19 protein-coding genes are annotated in these 20,143 nt (G+C 41.4%); 13 read left to right on the forward strand and 6 right to left on the reverse strand.

Annotated features, from left to right (window positions below):
- Nucleotides 1–128: 128 nt before the first annotated feature.
- Nucleotides 129–599: an acyl-CoA thioesterase gene (locus FGM00_RS08395; protein ID WP_138852469.1), complete on the reverse strand. Its 471-nt coding sequence runs from the start codon at nucleotides 597–599 to the stop codon at nucleotides 129–131.
- 178 nt (nucleotides 600–777) lie between these two features.
- On the opposite strand from FGM00_RS08395, the gene FGM00_RS08400 reads away from it, so the two are divergent.
- The 11 genes from FGM00_RS08400 to FGM00_RS08445 all read left to right on the forward strand — a co-directional run bounded on the left by FGM00_RS08400 (nucleotide 778) and on the right by FGM00_RS08445 (nucleotide 13,422).
- Nucleotides 778–2,328 (forward strand): long-chain-fatty-acid--CoA ligase, encoded by a 1,551-nt coding sequence (locus FGM00_RS08400; RefSeq protein ID WP_138852470.1) that lies wholly within the window; start codon nucleotides 778–780, stop codon nucleotides 2,326–2,328.
- Nucleotides 2,329–2,824: 496 nt separating this feature from the next.
- A complete protein-coding gene (locus tag FGM00_RS08405; RefSeq protein ID WP_138852471.1) occupies nucleotides 2,825–4,105 on the forward strand; it encodes a TolB family protein in 1,281 nt (426 codons plus the stop codon).
- Nucleotides 4,106–4,332: 227 nt separating this feature from the next.
- The gene (locus FGM00_RS08410; protein WP_138852472.1) at nucleotides 4,333–6,072 is read left to right on the forward strand and encodes a PorP/SprF family type IX secretion system membrane protein; all 1,740 of its coding nucleotides are present in this window, start codon (nucleotides 4,333–4,335) and stop codon (nucleotides 6,070–6,072) included.
- A 142-nt stretch (nucleotides 6,073–6,214) separates the two neighbouring features.
- Nucleotides 6,215–6,352 carry a hypothetical protein gene (locus FGM00_RS19800; protein WP_175416207.1) on the forward strand — a complete coding sequence of 46 codons (138 nt, stop codon included), beginning with the start codon at nucleotides 6,215–6,217 and terminating at the stop codon, nucleotides 6,350–6,352.
- A gap of 273 nt (nucleotides 6,353–6,625) precedes the next feature.
- On the forward strand, nucleotides 6,626–7,249 hold the full coding sequence (locus FGM00_RS08415) for a response regulator transcription factor (RefSeq protein WP_138852473.1): 624 nt from the start codon (nucleotides 6,626–6,628) through the stop codon (nucleotides 7,247–7,249).
- Nucleotides 7,250–7,521: 272 nt separating this feature from the next.
- Nucleotides 7,522–8,529 carry a glycosyltransferase family 2 protein gene (locus FGM00_RS08420; RefSeq protein ID WP_138852474.1) on the forward strand — a complete coding sequence of 336 codons (1,008 nt, stop codon included), beginning with the start codon at nucleotides 7,522–7,524 and terminating at the stop codon, nucleotides 8,527–8,529.
- 280 nt (nucleotides 8,530–8,809) lie between these two features.
- On the forward strand, nucleotides 8,810–10,726 hold the full coding sequence (locus FGM00_RS08425) for a BatA domain-containing protein (RefSeq protein ID WP_138852475.1): 1,917 nt from the start codon (nucleotides 8,810–8,812) through the stop codon (nucleotides 10,724–10,726).
- Nucleotides 10,726–11,979 carry a dihydroorotase gene (locus FGM00_RS08430; protein ID WP_138852476.1) on the forward strand — a complete coding sequence of 418 codons (1,254 nt, stop codon included), beginning with the start codon at nucleotides 10,726–10,728 and terminating at the stop codon, nucleotides 11,977–11,979. Before FGM00_RS08425 ends, FGM00_RS08430 begins: the two co-directional genes overlap by 1 nt.
- Nucleotides 11,980–12,027: 48 nt before the next feature.
- The gene (locus FGM00_RS08435; protein ID WP_138852477.1) at nucleotides 12,028–12,342 is read left to right on the forward strand and encodes a hypothetical protein; all 315 of its coding nucleotides are present in this window, start codon (nucleotides 12,028–12,030) and stop codon (nucleotides 12,340–12,342) included.
- Between the two features lie 85 nt (nucleotides 12,343–12,427).
- Nucleotides 12,428–12,751, forward strand: a complete 324-nt coding sequence (locus tag FGM00_RS08440; RefSeq protein WP_138852478.1) for a hypothetical protein — start codon at nucleotides 12,428–12,430, stop codon at nucleotides 12,749–12,751.
- An 11-nt stretch (nucleotides 12,752–12,762) separates the two neighbouring features.
- Nucleotides 12,763–13,422, forward strand: a complete 660-nt coding sequence (locus FGM00_RS08445) for an alpha/beta hydrolase (protein ID WP_138852479.1) — start codon at nucleotides 12,763–12,765, stop codon at nucleotides 13,420–13,422.
- Nucleotides 13,423–13,518: 96 nt separating this feature from the next.
- Here the strand turns inward: FGM00_RS08445 and FGM00_RS08450 are convergent, their stop codons facing one another.
- Nucleotides 13,519–14,013 (reverse strand): hydrolase, encoded by a 495-nt coding sequence (locus FGM00_RS08450; protein ID WP_138852480.1) that lies wholly within the window; start codon nucleotides 14,011–14,013, stop codon nucleotides 13,519–13,521.
- 86 nt (nucleotides 14,014–14,099) lie between these two features.
- Complete coding sequence (locus FGM00_RS08455) at nucleotides 14,100–14,876, reverse strand: MBL fold metallo-hydrolase (RefSeq protein WP_138852481.1); 777 nt, start codon at nucleotides 14,874–14,876, stop codon at nucleotides 14,100–14,102.
- Between the two features lie 74 nt (nucleotides 14,877–14,950).
- Between FGM00_RS08455 and FGM00_RS08460 the strand changes: the two genes are divergently transcribed.
- Nucleotides 14,951–16,429 carry a TonB-dependent receptor gene (locus FGM00_RS08460; RefSeq protein WP_138852482.1) on the forward strand — a complete coding sequence of 493 codons (1,479 nt, stop codon included), beginning with the start codon at nucleotides 14,951–14,953 and terminating at the stop codon, nucleotides 16,427–16,429.
- A gap of 195 nt (nucleotides 16,430–16,624) precedes the next feature.
- Here the strand turns inward: FGM00_RS08460 and bcp are convergent, their stop codons facing one another.
- A complete protein-coding gene (gene bcp / locus FGM00_RS08465; protein ID WP_138852483.1) occupies nucleotides 16,625–17,077 on the reverse strand; it encodes a thioredoxin-dependent thiol peroxidase in 453 nt (150 codons plus the stop codon).
- Nucleotides 17,078–17,283: 206 nt separating this feature from the next.
- Here bcp and FGM00_RS08470 point away from each other — a divergent pair, with 206 nt between their 5' ends.
- Complete coding sequence (locus FGM00_RS08470) at nucleotides 17,284–17,943, forward strand: endonuclease III domain-containing protein (RefSeq protein ID WP_138852484.1); 660 nt, start codon at nucleotides 17,284–17,286, stop codon at nucleotides 17,941–17,943.
- Nucleotides 17,944–18,217: 274 nt separating this feature from the next.
- On the opposite strand, the gene FGM00_RS08475 is transcribed toward FGM00_RS08470, so the two are convergent.
- Nucleotides 18,218–18,799, reverse strand: a complete 582-nt coding sequence (locus FGM00_RS08475) for an RNA polymerase sigma factor (protein WP_138852485.1) — start codon at nucleotides 18,797–18,799, stop codon at nucleotides 18,218–18,220.
- A gap of 619 nt (nucleotides 18,800–19,418) precedes the next feature.
- On the reverse strand, nucleotides 19,419–20,000 hold the full coding sequence (locus FGM00_RS08480; RefSeq protein WP_138852486.1) for a sigma-70 family RNA polymerase sigma factor: 582 nt from the start codon (nucleotides 19,998–20,000) through the stop codon (nucleotides 19,419–19,421).
- Nucleotides 20,001–20,143 lie beyond the last annotated feature (143 nt).

Below are 20,143 nucleotides of genomic sequence, written 5' to 3' on the forward strand. Positions count from 1 at the left end.
TATTACCGGTAGTACGTGCATTGGGGCGGCGCTTAGCCTCACTGCAGTGAACCTACTTATCAAAAACTCCAAGGGATACTGGAAACGTTATCTATGAACTAATTATATGGCCTGTACCTAAGCTCACATCACTTCACTATTCGATTTCCATAAAAATCGATCAATGCCTTTCGCCAAGATTCCGGAAAGGCCTGTTTCTTCAGCGCTTCCATATCATAGGCCATTAGCAAGGATTTGGAAATAGCAACGATTCTCCGGTTTTTTTTACTATAAATCCTTCCCTCGCAGAGTACCCGGTCTTCCAGCAATTCTATTATATCTAGTGTAACCATAACTTGATCTGGAAAGGTGACCGGAAAAATATACTTGCAATCTTGCCAAGCCAGAATAGGAACTAACTTTTTGAACTCGAAGTCACCCGCATGTATTTTTTCGAACATCGCGATACGCGCGGATTCTATCCATCGTAGATAAACGGTATTGTTCACGTGTTTGGCCGCATCCATATTGCCCCATTGTACGGGCAGCTCTAAATACACATAGGCCGTGGAAAAACTTTCGATTTCCTCTTGGGTAAAGTCATCATTATTTTTCAACATATACAGGATTAGGATGAATGTATTGCACGTTTCTATGCCTCAAAATCAGATCTAAAGATAGGCTACTATCTTCAAATTTTCCTCCACGCTTTTTCCCCGAAAATTGTCTATCTTGTTAGACTATGGTATTTCTGCATATCTCTAATGTACAAACCGTACATCATAAATCATAAAGCCAATGCTCAACTTAGCCACCTTACTCGAAAACAGCGCCTTCAAATTCCCCAATAAAATAGCTTTTACCTTTATGGATACCAGCCTTAGTTTTGCCCAAATCAATGCGGCTGCTAATCAGGTAGCCAATGGCTTGGTTGCCATCGGTATTCAACCGGGTGATAAAGTTGCGCTAAGCTGTTTCAATCTCCCCTATTTCCCAATAATCTATAATGGTATTCTTAAAGCCGGAGCCGCCGTAGTGCCGCTTAGTGTGCTTCTAAAGGCAGATGAAATCAAATACCATTTAGAGAACAGTGAGGCCAAGGCCTATTTCTGTTTTGAGGGCACCGAGGAACTTCCGATGGGCAAAATGGGACATGCCGGTTTTACCGAAACTACCGATTGCAAGCATTTTTACATGATTATGTCCAAACCGGAAATGCCCGCCCCGATTGAAGGTATTAAAACTCTAGGCAGCCTTATGGTCGGACAACCCGCTCATTTCGATACGGTACCGACAGCGGCTACCGATACGGCGGTAATCGTCTATACGTCGGGTACGACAGGCAAGCCCAAGGGTGCGGAACTGTCGCATTCCAACTTGATAATGAACACTGTCCTGAGTTCAAATCTTTTTGATGCGAAAGCCGAGGATACCTTTTTAATCGTTTTACCGTTGTTCCATATTTTTGCGATGACGGTCTTAATGAATGCCGGATTGTATGTTGGGGCCACCTCGATTTTAATGCCACGTTTTGATGCGGAGGGCGTTCTACAACTAATGGATGCCCACAAGGTTACGGTATTCGCCGGAGTACCAACTATGTATTGGGGCCTTAACAGCTATTTGGACCAAAACGAATATGATATCTCCTCGATCAAGAAAACCTTGAAAGGGTGTCTCTCCGGAGGTGCCTCCCTACCGATACCGGTTCTCGAAAAATTCGAAAAACACTTTGAGGTCGCTATTCTAGAAGGCTATGGGATGTCCGAAGGTTCTCCGGTCGTCACCTTCAATCAATACGATGTGGGTACAAAAGCCGGTTCTATTGGAACTCCGGTCTGGGGCGTACAAGTGAAGCTGGTAGATGAAGAAGGTAATGACGTGGCCGCCGGGGAAAAAGGAGAGCTGCTCTACAAAGGGCATAACGTGATGAAGGGATATTATAATGATCCCGAGGCGACCGAGCAGACCATTCAAAATGGGTGGTTACACTCTGGAGACATTGCAGTGAAGGATGAGGACGGATTCTACTATATCGTAGACCGAACGAAAGATATGATCATTCGTGGTGGACTTAATGTTTATCCTCGTGAAGTCGAAGAGGTCATGATGAAACATCCTGCGGTATCAATGGTGGCCGTAATCGGTGTCCCGGATGATGAGAAGGGTGAAGAAATAAAGGCATTCGTGGTACTCAACGAGGGCGATACCGCCTCGAAGCAGGAATTGATGGAATATACAAAAGCAAATATTGCGGCTTATAAGTATCCGCGTATCATTACATTGACCGATGCACTACCGATGAGCGCCACTGGCAAAATCCTGAAAAAAGAATTACGCAAAGTTTAGAATGACGTCCTGTATTCCTATTAGTATTGAGTTCTATCCTTGTTTATCTTTTTGATTTCAAGAGACGGTCCGCCGTCTCACGGCTTCTACTATGATAACCTTTTCCAAAGGACTATGGCACTTCAGATTAATCACCTTAATATATTCAAATAATAAGAGACCTTATCATATAAAAAGGTTCCTCTGAGCAATTTAGCGCAAACTACGCTGTCCCGCCTGCCGAATCTCGATTATCAGGCAAATTTAAAGTGCCATTACAGATTTTTAGTTGGGCAACATCCTTCTAATTGCGATTTAACCCCAATGGCTGTGGGTCTTGGGTCTATCTTAGCAAACTCCTGAAAACATAGTTTTGTCACCTTAATTCACTTTATAGAAAGTTGGATGAACGGTAAGAAATTTCGGATAAAAACCAAAACCTATGAATTTTTATTAATAAGCGAGTGGAAACATTTCTTCAACTTTGCTACTGTAAAAACCCTCAAAATCTTTTCTAATGACAAACACAACTACCTACAACGTGTTCCTTACAATTATCGGCACGATGTTATGCTGTTCTTTAACGGCCCAACGAATGAATTCTAATTTTAACACCTTAGAAGAAAACCAATCAAAAGAAGTAAGCAATTACCAAAAACTAAAATCCCTAGGCTATTCGGAAAAAGAAATTTTTGAAGACTTGGGCAATGCGAACTTCTTGTTGGAAAAATACGAAAACGCCGCCTTTTGGTACAAGAAGTTGTTCGAACACCAAGAAGGTAGGGCGATAAGCGCGAATTATGAAAAGCGCTATCAGTACGCCCTCGAGCAGGTTACCAATGCCAATACCATTACGGCAACCGATAGCAGTGAAGATTGGCTCGCCGAAATCAGAAATGATTACCATCTAAAAAAGCAATTCGAAGCACAGGAATCAAACCAGAGCATGGCCAGTAATCATCGTGATTTTGACCTACAATTGAATTACAGGTCACAGTCGTTGGATTACTTGGTGGAATACGAAAGAAGCAAAGGGCTTCTCGGTAAAAAAGCCAATGGAAAAAAACAGGCTTATCAAGATGCCAATGAGATGCCCGCTGTAGTAACCGAAGATGGTAGAACGGCATATTTCAGCAAGGCCGTTTTCGTAAAGCCGGCAACAGGTATCTTCTCGAAAAAAGAGCTCGTTCATAAAATATACCGTACCGATAAAGTAAACGGGCAATGGAAAAATGTCCGGGAAGTGGCTTTGGCCCCCAACCACTATTCCGCCATGCACCCTGCGATCTCAAGCGATGGTAAGCGACTGTTCTTCACCTCGGATATGCCCGGTACCTTTGGCAAATATGATATCTACACTGCAGATATCGGCACCAACGGAGTCGTCGGGAAGGCCAAAAATCTTGGTACGAAAGTGAATACTAAAAAGAATGATATGTACCCTAGCTTGGTAGACGGGAATAACTTGGTCTTTGCTTCCGAAGGACGCGAAGGATACGGAGGTCTTGACCTTTACATGGCACAAGTAGGTCAAAAGAAGGTCGGATGGGCAACAAACCTAGGCAGCCCGATCAATAGTTCGAAAGACGATTTCTCGATGTACATCATGGCCGAAAAAGGTATTGGTTACGTACTTTCCAACAGAGGAAAGAATAAGGATGCGTTGAAACAAGTCGCATTCTCATATACCGATGACAAGAAAAATACAATCAAGGACCGAAGCGAATATGATCTATCATCAGCGCTTAACAACAAACTGAAAATCGATTTCACCACCTCAGTTTTTGAAGACAATTAAAATTAGGTACCCTGCGGAAGCCTCGAATTCCTAAAAACAATTCAAACCGAGTTCGAGGCTTTTCATCGGGTATGCAAATCTAAATGCCGTCGATATTCAAATTCCCCCGAGATCAGAATCAGCTCATGAACACGGTTATATAATCCGCACCATCGGAATACCGGTAACCAACGAAACCGGTACTGCCGAGATTTATAGACATCAGCATTAACCCAAACCTCCCCCTCATGGCCTACAAAAGTAACATCTATAGAACAAGTCTGCTGCTAGTGCTTTGCGCATTGTGCAACCTGCAAGTCGCCCTTGGTCAGGAAGCTGCACCAAATCCGGGTCCTGAAAGCACCTATCACAATCAGCTTTTCTTCAACCGATTTTTCATCAATCCTACTTTTTCGGTAGTTCGAGAGAACAAATCGTACTTGAATATTTTACATAGAAATCAGTACAGTACCTTCGAAGACAACAGGCAAAACTATTTCCTAGGTTTCAGCAATCAGCTCAACGAACGAACCGCCTTGGGCATTGGTGTATATAGCCAATGGGCTGGAGTGGTACAGGAATTCGGCTTTAATGCGAACTATGCTACGGCTCTCACATTAGGCTCTAATAGCAAGTTGACGGTAGGTGCCAATCTGAATTATTTTAATGTGGGATTGGATAAAAATAGAATCGTTATTGCAGAAAGCGATGATACGATCAACGAAGCACGCAAAGAAAGTAAAATTGGGCTTCAACCAGGAGCAACCTTATCTATTGGTAATTTTGATTTTGGACTTTATGCGCAGGATTTGATTCAATATAATCAAACCACCAACATGATGTTGACCAATTTATCGGTACAAAACGTAAAGGCATCATTGCAATATACCTACACGTTCAATGCCACAAGAGGTGTATTCGAAAATGCCCGTCTTATGCCCTTACTGCAATTTGGTCAGGATGAAAACAAAGATCTCGATTATAGCGGCTCCCTGCTTTTTGACATGCCTAATTACGGTTGGTTTCAAACCAATTTCGATCCTACCTATGGTATGTCTTTCGGTTTGGGAGTGAACATCAGTAAAAAAATGTCATTGGGGTATTTGCTCGAAAAGGATATTTTACAGGATGATACCAATCTCGGATGGAACCACGAGGTATCGTTGGCATACACCTTTGATAAAAAACAAGGCGATGATGATTGGGCGAATGTATCCGAAGATCAGCGCATAGATGAGATCATACGAAACTATGAAGAGCAAATCTTACAATTGACAGCAGATGCGAATCGTGCTCCACTGGACAAGAAAGAAGTCAACGAAGTTATTATTGATCAGTTGGCCTATGAAAACCGTTTGATTTTAGATCAGCTCATCCTTAGACAAGATTCAATTGAAAACGCTCGCAACGCCGCCATGGAAAAACGTTACGAAATGATCGTTAGGGCGGTAACCATGAACGTGAAAAATAGCATCAATGCCGAACTGCAAGGCAATGGCACTAGTAGTTATAGCGCACTGGCACAAACTGAAAAGCCCAAGGTGGAGTATAAAAACCTCAAAAATAGTATCAAGACCGAACTGACCGGTAAGGGTCAAAACGGTTATGGTACTTTGGCACAAACCGAAAACACCTCGGTTCAGAAGCGAGAGGACAGATACAAAGATTTCAAGGAAATACCTACCAAAGTCTTGAACGGTTCTGATATTATTGGTGTCGGGTCGGGATATTACATGATCGCCAATGTCTACAAGAGCAAAAAGTATAAGGATGCCTTTATGAAAGACCTGAAAGAAAAAGGCCTTGATCCAAAGGAATTTTACAACAAAGAGAACGGTCTGCACTACGTGTATCTGGCAGATTATAATTACAAAGGAGACGCCAAAACAGATTATGTGACCAATCTAAACGGGAAGTATCAAGACGAAAAATGGATTATGGAAGTTGCGGACAATTCGGCCATCGTTCACAACTACTATCCAGATTAATAGACGTTCCTAAATGCTAAAATAAAGCGCATTTGAACGAAAACACTTACTAAAAAGATAGAATACGATAAATAATTAGTAATTTTATCAAAGATTAAACAACACAAATATTGTTATGTAAAACCCTCAAATCCCCCAAACCATGAACCTCAAACTTAACCTCGACACCTCTTCAGTACATTTACATTCCAACGGCACAGCTCCTTGGCAACTCAAACCTAAGGAACCCAAAGAGCAAAAGCTTTACGGTCAAGATCGTTTTAAACGATATGTAGCCTAGACGGAATTCGACACTTATTTTCAGCAATAAGATTTTGCTACCATTCGATCAAACATTGTTCTAGAACGTTGTGCTAGACTTGTCTTGTCCAAATTTCATCAAACGACTTGTTTTGAATTGTAGCCCACACTGTACCTTAACGATACGGTGGCTTATCGCCCTATGCCCAAATGTAACTGACAAACTGCATTTGTAAATGAACCCAAATCGAACCTCGTGCGCTCCTTTGCTCCCATTGGGTAGTAAAAGATTGCACAAACAAACCTCACAGTTATGAATTCAAAAATTTTAAAAGTAATTATCATTGACGGTAATCCGCAGTCCTATATCGATTACAAAAGTTATTTTGAAGAATACACCGATTTCACCTTGAACGGCGTTTACGCTTCAGTAGATGCAGCGCTCTTTGAATATGAGACCATACAACCTGATATCATCATCTCGGAAGTACAACTACCCTTGGTTAATGGTATAGAAGGTTTAAAGCGTTTTCGAAAAATTGATGCGAATGTAAAGGTGATCATGACAGGACAACAAAGCGGTATCGAAGTAATCAAAAAAGCCTTCAAACACGGGGCCAATGGTTTTCTTACCAAACCCTTTACAAGCAAAAGACTGTATCATGCACTTGATTCCGTTAAAAAAGAAGGGGCCGTTATCGGTAACGACGTAGCCAAGATGATCATATCGACCTTTCGACCAAAATCATACGAGGCTTTTTCCGAAAGGGAAAACCAGATCATCGACTATTTGAGTCAAGGTGCGACCTATAAGACCATCGCCGAAAAACTATTTGTTACGGCGAGTGCAGTGAATTTTCACATTCAAAATATATACCTGAAACTGAACGTCAATTCGAAATCCGAGGCGCTTTTAAAACTTCAAGAAATAGGATAGTACCTGTGGTTGGTGAACCCATTTATGAGCTGTGCTAATTCACCCATTAACACCTATAACCCATCGTCATTTCAAGTCCTTAAGGCAAATACGAAATTTAAGATGAGGTTTGTGTTCATGTCAGTGCCCGTTTTCCTTCTGGGAAACGGGCACTTCTTTTATGTATTCACCCTTCATACCCTTCAAAATACAGCATTACGAGCTAAATCAATCATTGGTCCACAGACCCGGAAACCTATCGTCGTTACGCCTTTTTAATATAACTTGCACCCATGCAAGGACCGGTGATCAGCATACTTATTCCCTTCAAGAACACAGCCGCATACATAGCGGAATGTTTGGAATCCATCGTACAACAATCTTTTTCCAATTGGGAGGTTTTGGCCGTAAACGATCATGCTACCGACGGCAGTTTAAGGATAGTAAACGATTTTATGGCAAAGGACAAACGCATCAAATGTTTTTCGAATAAAGGGAGTGGTATTATCGAAGCACTAAGAACGGCCTATGCCAATAGCAAAGGATTGCTTATCACAAGAATGGACTCTGACGATATCATGCCCCCAAATAAATTACAGTACATGTCCGCCGCTTTACTGGCAAACGGACGGGGACATATTGCGATTGGTCAGGTACAGTATTTCTCGGAAAGTGGTATTAGCAACGGTTACCAACGTTATCAAGATTGGTTGAATAAGTTGACCCAAGGCGGCGTAAACTATACCGAAATCTATAAAGAATGCGTAATACCCTCTCCCTGCTGGATGACTTATAGGGAAGATCTGGATGCCTGTGGTGCTTTCGAACCCCATCGCTATCCCGAAGATTACGATCTGGCCTTTCGATTTTATGAGCGAGGATTAAAATGCATTCCCTGTACGGAGTTGCTCCATTATTGGAGGGACTACGACACTAGGACATCGCGTACGAGCGAGCATTACGCCCAAAACTACTTTCTAGATATCAAATTGCATTATTTTTTGAAACTGGAATATGATATCGGTCGGCCCTTGACGGTCTGGGGGGCGGGCAACAAAGGAAAGACCATTGCAAAAGGATTGATATCGAAAAATATCGATTTTTATTGGCTTTGCGATAATCCGAACAAAATAGGTAAGGTTATTTATGATACCGAAATGATGTCGTATACTGTATTGAAAAACCTTGAAAACCCCCAAAGTATCGTAACCGTTGCCAATGACGAAGCGCAAGCTATGATACGGAACTTCTTTTCCGGACTGCAACAAACGCATGCAAAGGACTATTTCTTTTTTTGTTGATTTTCGTTTCGTTCTTTCGATGTAGCACTAAATCTCCCTTGGGTTGAATCGGTGTATTCTAGCCCAATGGGTAGTAAAAATTTTGTTGTTTCGCACATGGCCAAATTACCAGAACTCTTTGGTCTTTTGTCGAACTGAGCTACGCTCTTTTGTCTTTTTTAAATTACCTTTACCCTATAATCGAGATTCAAACCTGACTATCGTCAGCCAAGTTGCTCCGAGGCCCGCCTACCGGACAGACAAGCTTGCCCCGGGCTCGTTTATTTAATCAAATTAGGGAATGCAGTTTAAACATCCAGAACTTCTTTGGGGCTTACTTCTACTACTGATTCCTATTATCATTCATCTGTTTCAACTCCGCAGATTTAAAAAAACGCCTTTTACCAACGTTAAGTTTCTCAAAAAGGTCGTCTCGGAATCCCGACGCAGTAACACCTTAAAAAAATGGCTGTTGTTGGCCGCGAGAATGCTTTTATTGGCCTGTCTGGTCATTGCGTTTGCGCAACCATTTTTAGCGGGGAAGACGGCACTTTTGGAAAAAGAGACCGTTATCTATCTTGATGACTCCTTTAGTATGCAAGCCAAGGCGGTTGATGGTACTCTATTTGAAAATGCAGTTCAGTCCTTGGTGAAATCGTTGCCGGAAACCAAAAAAATCAGCCTGTTTACGAATAAGGAAGTCTTTAGGAACGTAACCTTACCTGAAATACGGAACGACTTACTTGCCCTGAAGACCACTGCCGAGCAATTGCGACTAGATGAAGTGCGGCTTAAGGCAAACACATTTTTCAGTTCCGACACGGGTACTGATAAAAATTTGATACTTATCTCCGATTTTCAACAGCGCTTTGCGTCCCACGCCCTAGATAGCACCAACAATTTTAAGACCTTCTTGGTTCGGTTAGCGCCGGAAAGCACTGCCAACGTCTCGCTAGACTCCGTTTATTTGCAAAATGATGGCGAAAATCTTGAACTTACCGTACTGCTAAATACCAACGGGGAAACGGAGAGTACTCCCGTATCGCTGTTTAATGGTGGGCAGTTGATAGCGAAGACCGCAGCGGTATTTGACGATACCGAAAAAACAAGCATAAATTTTACCCTTCCAAAAAACGAGACGATAAAGGGGAAGTTGCAAATAACGGATGCCGGCTTGCAATACGACAACCACCTATACTTTAGTTTGAACAAAAAAGACAACATTAAAGTGCTTTCTATCGGCAGCGAAAGTGACGACTACCTGCAACGGATTTTCACCAAAGACGAGTTCGATTATAAGAACACCACCCTCAAAAGCCTGGATTATAGCCAGCTTGAGGAACAAAATCTTATCGTTCTAAATGAACTGCCGAGTATTCCCACCGCGATGACTACGAGTTTGAGGTCTTTTACCGAGAACGGAGGCAGTCTGGTCATCTTGCCTTCGAATGCCATGGATGTCTTGTCGTACAATACTTTTACCGGCAACTATTTCAGCACGGCGTACGGCTATAAAATGACCGACGGTAGAAACATCACGAAAATCAACTTTTCCCATCCGCTATATCAAGATGTTTTTGAACAAAAAGTGACCAATTTCCAATATCCAAACGTATCCAGCTACTTTACTTTAAAAACGAATGCCCCTGCCCTACTTTCGTTTCAGGATGACCAACCTTTTTTGGTCGGTGCCGATGATGTCTACTTTTTCACCGCACCCTTATCCAATCAAAATTCGAACTATAAAAATTCTCCCTTGATCGTTCCCACCTTCTATAATATGGGGAAAAGTAGTTTACAACTCCCGGAGTTGTATACCGTCTTAGGCAGGAATGCAACTATCGACATCGCCACGGCCTTAGCGGATGATCGGGTTGTAAAGGCCGTAAAAGGGGAATATGAATTTATCCCACAACAACGTTCGTTCTCGAACCGGGTGCAGCTCGGTTTCGACCAAAATCCAGAGGAAGATGGTATTTATGAGATCAAAAATGGGGATAACACCATTCAGGATATCAGTTTCAATTATCAACGCGAAGAGAGCGAACTGGTCTACGCAAGCTCGATAGGCAGTGACAATACGGTGGAGACGAACTCAATACCTGCCCTTTTCGAATCGATTGAAAAAGACAACAGCATCAACGAGCTTTGGAAATGGTTTGTTATTTTAGCACTGCTTTTTATGGTGTTGGAACTACTGATACAAAAATACCTGTGATGGATATACTGCTCAAATCGGCTAAAATAGTGGACCCTTCGAACAAGGGGCTCCATTTGAAAAAAAGGGACATCCTGATAAAAAATGGTAAAATCGAGCGGATTGCGGGAGACATCACTGCCGCTAAAAAAAGTAAAATCATCGATTACAAAAACCTGCATGTATCCATAGGTTGGTTCGATAGTGGGGTAAGTTTCGGTGAGCCCGGTTACGAGGAGCGGGAAACAATATCGAATGGACTTTTGACCGCTGGAAAAAGCGGCTTTACCGATGTGGTCTTAAACCCGAGCTCGAATCCGGTGCCCGATAGCAGTTCCGATATTATCTTCCTAAAAAACGCAGCCAACAAAGAAGTGACACAACTACATCCGCTAGGCAACGTTACGGTACAGGGTAAAGGGGAACATTTGGCCGAATTATTCGACATGAAAAACGCGGGCGCGGTCGGGTTTAGCGATGCCAAAAATCCCATAGGAAATCCCAATCTCCTGAAAATCGCCTTGCAATACAGCCAAAATTTCGATGGGCTCGTATATTCTTTTCCGATGGATGAAAAAATCGCCGGTAAAGGAATCGTAAACGAAGGAGCGATGTCTACACAATTGGGCTTAAAAGGCATTCCGCCTTTGGCGGAAGAACTACAAATAGCTAGGGATCTTTTTATCCTGGAGTACACCGGAGGTAAACTACATATCCCGACCATTTCAACGGCAGGCGCGGTGAAGTTGATTGCTGCAGCAAAGAAAAAAGGGCTCGACGTGAGTTGCAGTGTGGCGATACATAATCTCTGGTTTACAGATGACAAGCTTACTGATTTCGACACCAACTTCAAAACGATGCCGCCTTTACGGGAAAAGAACGATGTGGTCGCCCTCAAAAAAGGCCTTGAAAAAGGAACTATCGATTTTGTGACCACCGACCATACCCCAATGGATATCGAACAGAAAAGAATCGAGTTCGATAATGCCGCCTATGGCACGATCGGACTTGAAAGTGCTTTCGGGATTTTGAACCAGCTCTTTGATTTGGAAACCACCATCACACTCTTGACCAAAGGGCGGGAACGGTACGGCCTGGCCTGTCCCACTTTACAAGAAGGCCAACAAGCCAACCTTACCTTGTTCGAACCTTCAAAGGCCTACACCTTAGAAATGGAAAATCTGAACAGCACTTCAGTAAATTCGGCATTCCTACAAACCACATTAAAAGGTTCGATTTATGGGATAATCCGTAACAATAAGGTAATAATCTAGTATTTTTAGAGTTATATATGCAAGTTAACCAACCTTAAATTTTAAATTATGGAACAATCAGTAAAAGAAGAAGGAAAAACAATGGCAATCATTTCCTATATTACTATCATCGGGCTAATTATTGCTTTTGTAATGAATAGTAGCAAAAACAATGAATTTGCGAAATTTCATATTGGACAATCCTTGAGGATAAGTATCCTCGGTATTATCCTAAACGTAGTTGTCAGGTTTTTACCAGACTCAATAGCCATTGTTGGTTCTATTCTTAGTTTGGGAATTTTGGTTTTGTGGATTATAGGTCTTATTAATGCAGTAAAACTAAAAGCAGAACCGGTTCCAGTAATTGGAACTATCGGTGGTTAGTAAAAAGTAAAATTATAATAAAAAAGAGGCTCCTTTCGAGCCTCTTTTTTTTGCGGAAGATATGCAGTTCACCTACATTTGATGCATGAGCGATGTAAAAGAAGGAAAAACTACTGCAATCGTTGCCTACTTTACCATTGTAGGGGCCCTAATTGCCATGAGTATGAACAGCGAAACCAAAAATAAATTCGCTCGTTTTCATACCCGGCAGGCTTTTGGGTTGCATCTCTTCTTTTTAGGATTCGCACTCTTCTTGAGCCAGTGGTTCAATGCCTATGCCTGGTACGGCCTCTATGTTTGCTATATCGTACTCTGGGGCTACGGCTTTATCGGCGCACTGACCGAAAAAGAACAGTCTGTTCCGGTGTTAGGTCCGTTGTTCCAAAAATGGTTTACGTTTATTCAATAAAGACTTCAAACATGACCACTGCTCCCCTATCTTTAGAACACCTTATACGACCTTCGAACCTTGAAAAAGGAAAAGCCCCTGTACTATTTCTGCTACACGGTTACGGTAGTAACGAAGAAGACCTATTCTCTTTTGCGCCTGAACTACCGGAGAAATACACTATCATTTCCGTTCGCGCTCCCTACCCGATGCAACCGTTCGGCCATGCCTGGTACGCCATAAATTTTGATGGGCAAAATGGAAAATGGAGTGATGACGAACAGGCCAAGGAGTCCCGTGAAAAAATCGTCCGGTTTATTGATGAAGCTTGCACTACCTACGGCCTCGACAATACCGATGTTACGCTCATCGGCTTTAGCCAAGGTACGATCCTAAGCTATGCGGTGGCCCTTTCCTATCCTGAAAAAATAAAAAGGGTGGTCGGACTAAGTGGATATATCAACAAAGAAATCATCATTGAGGGTTATCAAAACAACAATTTTGAGCAACTGAAAATCTATGCTTCCCACGGGCAGGTAGATCAGGTGATCCCACCGGAGTGGGCACAACGTATCCCGGGTATTTTAGACCAATTGAATATCGATTATGTGTATGAAGAATTCCCTGTGGGTCATGGGGTAGCTCCTCAAAACTTCTATTCGTTCAAGAAATGGTTGTTGGAAAATTCTTAGAAAAATAGAAACCGATAGCGTACTTTCCCGGGATTTCTACTTCTAAATAATCAAAAATTATTGTCGTTTAGTGGCAATTCGAGCATCTACTTTTTTCTATTGACTTCGAGTATACAGTAAATGGTCCATCATGGTAAAATCGACTCCCAAATCGTCTTTCAACTCGTATTTGATCAGCAGCTCGCCCCAATATTTTCCATCGGAAAAGTCGGCGATTATCCATTTGTGGTTTAAAAGTTTAATACGGTTGATCTTAAAATCACTTTCCATTCCCTCGTATGGTATTAAAGGGTTGTCACCTGATTTCTCGTTGGTTTCAAGTAATTTATCGGATATATAGCGTGTAGGGTCTTCAATAGCCAAATGGTCGTAATACGCCAAGGCATCATCATTGTTTTGCAGCGAAAAATATTGCATGTCCAACACCGACAATTGCGATTTTTGAACGGAATCTTTTAAGACGGCCACTTCATCTTGCAAAGCGATAATTTTATCATCCTTGGCAGCTGCCATTTTTCCACTGCTTACAAACAGGTACAAGCTGATCAGGGCCGTGAAAATAAATAGGTAGAGAAATATCTTGGTTTTCATAAAAATCTGTCTTTTTCTGTTTAGCGTTCTACGCTTAGGGGAATAGCCAACCGATGGGATTTAGTGATGTTTCCCCCAAACACCATCTACACCGATATGGTTAGATTATCATAGGCCAAATATACATTTTCGGGTAAATTCTTTTCCACTTCTTTATGAAAACCAAGTAAGTGACTAATATGGGTGAAATAGGCGGTTTTCGGCTTTATTTGGGTAACAAAATCCAGGGCTTCCTCTAAATTAAAATGGGAATGATGTGCTTCTATTCGAAGGGCATTGATTACCAACACCTTTGTACCCTTTATTTTTTCTATTTCATCGGGCGGTACTGTCTTAACATCGGTCAAATAGGTAAAATCCTTTACGCGAAACCCGAATACCGGCAATCTATTGTGGTAGGCCTCAATAGGTGTTACCGTGGTATTCCCGATTGAAAAAGGAACATTTTTCTCAATGGAATGAATGGCCACGGATGGCGCGCCAGGGTATCTATTTTCATCTACAAAGATGTAGTCAAAACGTCTCTTTAAAGCGGTCACCACACGTTCGTGTGCATAAATCGGAATATCGCCCTGTCTAAAGAAAAAGGGACGTATGTCATCAATGCCGGCCGTATGATCGGCATGTTCGTGTGTAAAAAGAATGCCATCTAATCGCGCAATCGGATTGGCGAGCATTTGTTGTCTAAAATCGGGGCCGCAATCAATTACATAGTTATACTCATCCCAAGACAGTAGAACCGAAACGCGTAGTCTTTTATCTTTGGGGTCTTTGCTCAGGCATACGGGATGTTCACTACCGATTATGGGCACTCCTTGCGACGTACCAGTACCTAAAAACGTAATTTTTAATCCGTTTGTCATTAATTTCAAAATTATAACTTATTTATTTAATAGATAGGCTGATTCTTTTAACTTTGTTACTGTAAAAACACACCATGGCATCAGTTCTAAAAAGGGATACGGCATTTGAAAATATTCCCTCAATAAAATCAAAAACCCTTCGCATTAACCTTAACCCCGATATCTACGGGACCTTTGCCGAAATAGGCGCAGGTCAGGAAACCGCAAGACATTTTTTTCGATCCGGGGGTGCATCGGGAACCATTGCCAAAGCCATGAGCGCATATGACAAAGACTTTAGCGATGCCATTTATGGAATCGAAAAAGACGGGCGCTATGTGACCCAACCCAGACTAAAAAAAATGCTCGCCCATGAGATGAAACTGATGGAAGAACGCATCAGTCGCGAAAAACATCCCGAACGACTGTTTTTTTCCTATGCCAATACGGTGGCGACCATCGATTTTTCAAAGCGCTATAAAGGCCACGGTTGGATCGGGATTCGATTTCAACTAGAACCTGGCCAAAAAGACTATGACGAGATTATCATACATGTGCGCTTCAAACAAAACGAAGCGCGCCTGCAACAAGAAACATTGGGTATTCTTGGTGTGAATCTGATTTACGGAGCTTTCTATAAATATGACAAGCCCCGTAAAATGTTGAAATACCTTTACGATCATATCGATAAGGATACCATTGAAATAGACATGATCAACTTCAATGGCCCGAATTTCAAGAATGTCGACAACCGCTTGATCAGTCTCCAACTTATCCGAAACGACATGACCGATGCCGTGATGTTCGGACCGGATGGCAACAATCTACTCCCAGCGGCTATATTGTATAAAAAAAACATTCTTGCCCTGCGCGGTAGCTTTAGGCCGGTGACAAAGGTAAATATGGATATGTTCAAAAAATCGTATGATATCTTTCTTCGCGACCAGGATGTTGACCAGGAAAGGACCATCGTCATTTTTGAGATTACCCTGTCGAATTTGAAGGCCTCCGGCGAGATAGACGAACGTGATTTTATGGATCGGGCCGAGCTACTCTGTTCTTTGGGCCATACGGTAATGATTTCAAAATTTCAGGAGTACTACAAACTTGTGGAATACTTTAATAATTACACCAAGGCGAAAATAGGTCTCACTATGGGTGTTAACAATCTCGTAGATGTCTTTGATGAAAAATACTATCGGCATTTGAGCGGTGGTATTCTAGAAGCCTTTGGTAAGCTCTTTTTCAAAGAACTTCAGGTGTACCTTTACCCGATGAAAAACGCCGAAACCGGACAGGTGATGACCAGTAATAATGTCAAGGTCCACCCGCGAATGAAGGAGTTGTACAAGTTTTTCAAGTACAACGGAAAGGTTATGGATATCATAGACTATGACCCTGAAATCATGCACATTTTTTCTCGGGATGCGCTCAAAAAATTGATCCATAACGAGGAAGGGTGGGAAGATATGCTTCCTGAGGGAATTGCCGAAATCATAAAAGAGCGAAACCTTTTCTCTCGAAAACACCTGCCTTCCGAAGAAGAAATCAAAGAGAGTAAGGAAGTATCTTAGAGACCAGAATGACTTAATCTAGCGGTTCTCAAGGCTGCTACCTTGGCTCGATAGGCCAAATTAGGACAATTCGTAATTTTCTTTTTTGCAATTTGAGCCGTATTCAGAAATTACCAAGCCAACCACATTTCGCAAAGACCAGAAACAGCCTAATTCGCTTTCTTCAGAATCATTATCTAGATGTCCTATTTGTTACTAATCCAATAGTTGCGCCGCGTGGTCCTTGGTCTTTACTTTTTCGATAACTTTTTCTACTACTCCCTTTTCATCTATGATAAAAGTTGTCCGCAACAGGCCGTCGAATTCCCTTCCCATGAATTTTTTAGGCCCCCAAACCCCAAAGGTATTGATCACGGTATGGTCTTCATCGGCGAGCAACGGAAAAGGTAGGTCGTATTTGTTTTTAAAATTCGATTGCTTTTTGGAAGAATCCTCGCTCACCCCCAGTAATTCGTACCCCTGCGCTTTTAACTCTGAATAATTATCCCTTAAATTACAAGCTTCGGCAGTACAGCCGGGCGTATTGGCCCTGGGATAAAAAAAGATGATGAGTTTAGAGCCCAAGTAATCCGACAGTTTGATAATGGTACCGTCCTGATCTTTAGAAATAAAATCGGGAACCTTATCCCCTACTTTCAACATTTTCATAGCATAATTTTTTATAATTTCGATGATATGACCGAAGCTTCGAAAATATAAAATTTATAGGAGGTAATCGCTGCTATACCCGAACTTTCGAGGACAACTTTTAAAAAGTTTTCTTTTCCGGAATCTGTAATTATAGTACTCGCCCGGCTTGAAATAGTATAAATTAGTCCTTGCAACATTACATCAGAAAAATCACAGCATATCGCATGACCAAAGCCGAAAAAGTAGCGTTTACCATAAAAACCCTTCAAGAACTTTACCCGACCATACCCGTACCTTTAGAACACAAAGATCCCTATACCTTGCTTATTGCGGTATTACTGTCTGCACAGAGCACCGATGTTCGGGTCAATAAAATCACACCCTTACTGTTTGCAAGAGCGGACAACCCCTTTGATATGGTAAAAATGTCAGTGGACGAGATTCGGGAAATCATAAAGCCGGTCGGGCTCTCTCCAATGAAGTCTAAGGGAATTCACGGTCTTTCACATATACTTATCGACAGATATGACGGTAAAGTCCCTGAGGATATGGCACTTTTGGAGGAGTTGCCCGCTGTAGGCCATAAAACGGCCAGCGTCGTCGTATCCCAAGCTTTCGGTATTCCCGCTTTTCCGGTCGACACCCACATTCATAGATTGATGTACCGTTGGGGCTTTACCAATGGTAAGAATGTAGTGCAAACCGAGAGGGACGCCAAACGACTCTTTCCCAAGGAATTATGGAACGACCTTCATTTGCAGATTATTTGGTACGGTCGGGAATATAGTCCGGCTAGAGGTTGGGATTTGGAAAAAGATATTATCACTAAAACAATTGGTAGAAAAACAGTGTTGAGTGCATACCATAAAAAAAAGGCCCGCTGAGACGGGCCTTTTTTTTAACTCCATTCGAATGTTAAACGAGTTTAACCAGAAAACTTCTAGTTCAAGTTGTTTTCAAATTTCATGCTGCCGTGCTCTACAATGTGCAGGGATTTCGAAAAATCTAACAGAAATTGCACTGTTTCGGGCTGGGCTTTGATCAATTCGCATCTTTTTTGATGCTTAGCGTAGATTTTTTCCATATTAATATCGTATAGTTATAAAACCATAACGGCATCAATATGCAAATATTGTTCAGCTAACGAATAAGTTCGTTCTAGTTGGTCAAAACAATATTGTTCTTTTCAATGATTTTCCGAAGGTTGATCAAGGCATAACGCATTCTACCAAGAGCCGTATTAATGCTAACGCCTGTATTTTCAGAGATTTCCTTGAAACTCATATCCTTGTAAATGCGCATCAATAGCACTTCTTTCTGATCGTCCGGTAATTCTTCGATGAGTGATTTTAAATCGCTATCGATTTGATTTTTGATCAATTGCTTCTCGGCATTCAATTTATCATCTCCGATAACCGAAAAAATATTGAAATCATCGGTACCTTCGAACATCGGCATTCTTTTGTTTCTTCTAAAATGGTCGATAACCAAGTTGTGCGCAATACGCATAACCCATGGTAAAAATTTTCCCTCTTCGCTATACGAACCTTTCTTTAATGTCTTGATTACCTTTATAAAGGTATCTTGAAAAATATCCTCGGTTACATCCCTATCCAAAACCTTGGAATAGATGAAGCTAGAGATTCTCTGATTGTGTCTGTTGATTAAAACTTCCAACGCTTTTTCATCACCTTGGATGTAACTGCTTACTAATACTGAGTCTTCAATTTGAGAGTTCATAAGGAATTGGATTTTGGGTTAGTCGACTTTTACGTTCAAAAGTATTTTTTGGTTATCTGGTTGTCTTTAAAAGCTTTCGTTACAAAAGCTATGCTTGTTTGTAATTATGATATAAAACTATAGAATAGCAGAGGGTTGGAAAAAACATTGTTGTCAAACACCCTTTTTTTGATGTGAAACCACGTTTTTTTGAATTGTAGTACAATTAATACTAAAATGGCCCGTTGCGGAGAGTCTTATTTTGAACGGTGAACGATATACTTCTTTGGATGGTTTGTAAGGTATTTCGTTAAGAAGAGAAGATTTGATCGATGAATTAGCAAACGGTGACATGTAAATACCCGATAGACACAAAAAAACCCATGAGCGTAAACCCATGGGCGATATCTAAACAAAATGTAGTCTAATTCATATTATTTTCGAACTGAATATTTTTGACCTCTAAGATGGTTAGCGATTTAGAATAATCCAATAAGAACTTTATCGTTGCCGATTTCGACTTTACCAATTTGCAAGTAGTATTATCCGCAGTGTAACTATTTTCCATATCTATCGGTATTGTTTCAAAAGGATAACGCCACAACATTAAATATGGTAAAACCATTCGACCTGTGGTCTATTAAATCGTTAAAGCAATATTGTGCTTGTCGATGACCTTCCTAAGATTAATAAGGGCATAGCGCATTCTTCCCAGGGCGGTATTGATGCTAACTCCGGTATTATCGGAAATCTCCTTAAAACTCATATCCTTATATATACGCATCAAAAGCACCTCTTTTTGGTCCTTGGGCAATTCTTCGATCAGAAGATTTAGATCACAGTCGATTTGGTTCTTGATCATTTGCCTTTCCATATCCAATTCATCATCGCTCACCACGGAAAAAATATTGAAAGTATCACTACCCTCGAACATGGGCATTCGACTTGATTTTCTAAAATGGTCAATGATTAAATTATGGGCAATGCGCATGACCCAGGGCAGAAATTTGCCTTCTTCGCTGTACGTACCGCGTTTTAGGGTTCTGATAACTTTGATAAAGGTATCCTGAAAAATATCTTCGGTAATATCCCTATTGTTGACTTTGGAATAGATGAAACCGCTAATTCGGGAATTGTGTCTATTGACTAGGGTAGATAATGCTCTTTCGTCTCCGTTAATGTAGCGTTTGATAAGAACGGCGTCTTCGATAAATTCTTCCATAACAATTACTTTTAAGGTTAAAACTGGCGGACGTCTTTGAGGCAAAGCGTCCCTTAAGGTTATTCCAGAAATTTTAAAAAAGTAATTGTTTATCGATAGGCTTTATTCGTTTAGCTACGTCAAATATAAAGAAAATTAAATGC

Origin of the sequence: Aggregatimonas sangjinii (genome assembly GCF_005943945.1) — a bacterium.
In the GTDB taxonomy this organism is placed as follows: Bacteria; Bacteroidota; Bacteroidia; order Flavobacteriales; family Flavobacteriaceae; genus Pelagihabitans; species Pelagihabitans sangjinii.